1 protein-coding gene is annotated in these 2007 nt (G+C 75.3%); it reads right to left on the bottom strand.

All coding sequences use genetic code 11. From position 1 onward, the window contains the following. Positions 1-1694, bottom strand: a 1694-nt coding sequence (locus tag FA014_RS19330; protein WP_419178442.1) for a DEAD/DEAH box helicase, incomplete at its 3' end; no start/stop codon positions are given. Positions 1695-2007: the final 313 nt, after the last annotated feature.

Genomic DNA, 2007 nt, shown 5'->3' with positions numbered 1-2007 from the left:
CGCCGGCGGTTGCGGCGCCGGCGCGGGGTGGCGCCCTCCTCGCGCCCCTCGGCGGGGCCGGTGCTGGACTCGGCCGGCCCGGTCGAGCCCTCGGCCGCCACCGCGTCGCCCGCGCCGGAGCCCGCGCCCGTGCCGGAGCGCCGGCGGTTGCGCGAGCGCCCGCCCTCGTCGCCGTCGCCGCCCTCGGACCGCGAGCCGCCCTCGGACCGCCCGCGGCCCTCGCCGCGACCGCCGTCGCGCGAACCGCCGTGGCCGCCGGAGTCCCGGCCGCCGCGGCCGCCGTCGCGCGGGCCGGACTCACGGCCCGACGAGTGCCGCTTGCCGGTCTCGCCCAGGTCCTCGAGCACCTCGGCGTCGAGGCCCTCGCGGGTCCGCTTGGAGCGCGGCAGGCGTCCGGTGGTGCCCTCGGGGATGCCGAGGTCGGTGTACAGGTGCGGCGACGAGGAGTACGTCTCCTGCGGCTCCGGGAAGCCGAGCTCCAGCGCCTTGTTGATCAGGCCCCAGCGCGGCACGTCGTCCCAGTCGACGAACGTGACCGCGGTGCCCTTGTTGCCCGCGCGGCCGGTGCGGCCGGTGCGGTGCAGGTAGGTCTTCTCGTCCTCGGGGCACTGGTAGTTGATGACGTGCGTGACGTCGTCGACGTCGATGCCGCGGGCGGCGACGTCGGTGGCGACGAGGACGTCGACCTTGCCGTTGCGGAACGCGCGCAGCGCCTGCTCGCGCGCGCCCTGGCCGAGGTCGCCGTGCAGGGCGCCGGCGGCGAACCCGCGCTCGACGAGCTCGTCGGCGACCTTCGCGGCGGTGCGCTTGGTGCGGGCGAACACGATGGTCAGGCCGCGGCCCTCGGCCTGCAGGATGCGGGACAGCACCTCGACCTTGTCGAGCGCGTGGGCGCGGTAGACGACCTGCTTGATGTTCTTGACGGTCTGGCCGACGTCGTCCGGCTCGCTGGCGCGGATGTGCGTGGGCTGCGTCATGTAGCGGCGGGCCATCGCGACGACGGCGCCGGGCATGGTGGCCGAGAACAGCATGGTGTGCCGCGAGGCGGGGGTGCGGGCCAGCAGCTTCTCGACGTCGGGCAGGAAGCCGAGGTCGAGCATCTCGTCGGCCTCGTCGAGCACGACGCACTTGATGCGGGACAGGTCCAGGTGGCCCTGGTTCATCAGGTCGATCATGCGGCCCGGGGTGCCGACGACGACCTCGACGCCGCGCTGCAGCATCTCGATCTGCGGCTCGTAGGCGCGGCCGCCGTAGAGCAGGGCGATGCGGACGGAGCGGCGCTTGGACGCCGTCTCCAGGTCGCCGGCCACCTGCACCGCGAGCTCGCGGGTGGGGACGATGACGATCGCCTGGGGCTTGCCCGGGGCGGGCAGCGTGTCGAAGCCGTCCTCGCCGGGGGCGACCACCCGGTGCAGCAGCGGGACGCCGAAGCCGAGCGTCTTGCCGGTGCCGGTCTTGGCCTGGCCGATGATGTCGTGGCCGGACAGCGCCACGGGCAGGGTCATCGCCTGGATGGGGAACGGGGTGCTGATGCCGGCGTCGGCGAGCGCCTGGACGATCTCCGGGCGGACGTCGAAGTCCGCGAAGGTCACGTCGGCGGCCTGCACGGAGGCGGCGGTCGGGGTGTCGATGGTCTCCACCGCCACGTCCTCGGGCGCGAGGTCGTCGGTGGTGCTGGGGTCGGTCGAGGTCACGGACTGCTCTTCACTCGTGAAGGTGGCGTGCGGCGCGTCGCGACCCGCGAGGGGGTCTGCGACGGGCATCGCCACAGGTGGTCCGGCAGCCGATCGTGCAAGGTCAGTCGAGAGCGGGCCGGGCGCCGTGGGCGCCGCGGTTCGCTCGGCGCACCGTGGTCGGGACGACCGGGCAACCGATGAACACGTCCGATGATACGCGCAGGGCCGCCCGCGGCGCCGGGAGGCGGCGGGCGGCAGGCGCGCCGGACGACCCGGCGGTGCGCCGGCCTGCGCGGTCGGCGCACCCCGGCGTGGCGTCAGCCGCCGACGG

This window comes from Cellulomonas hominis, assembly GCF_005239125.1.
GTDB classification, from domain to species: domain Bacteria; phylum Actinomycetota; class Actinomycetes; order Actinomycetales; family Cellulomonadaceae; genus Cellulomonas; species Cellulomonas hominis_A.
The sequence above is the reverse complement of the archived record's forward strand: the minus strand, read 5'-3'. Positions and strand labels throughout refer to the sequence as shown.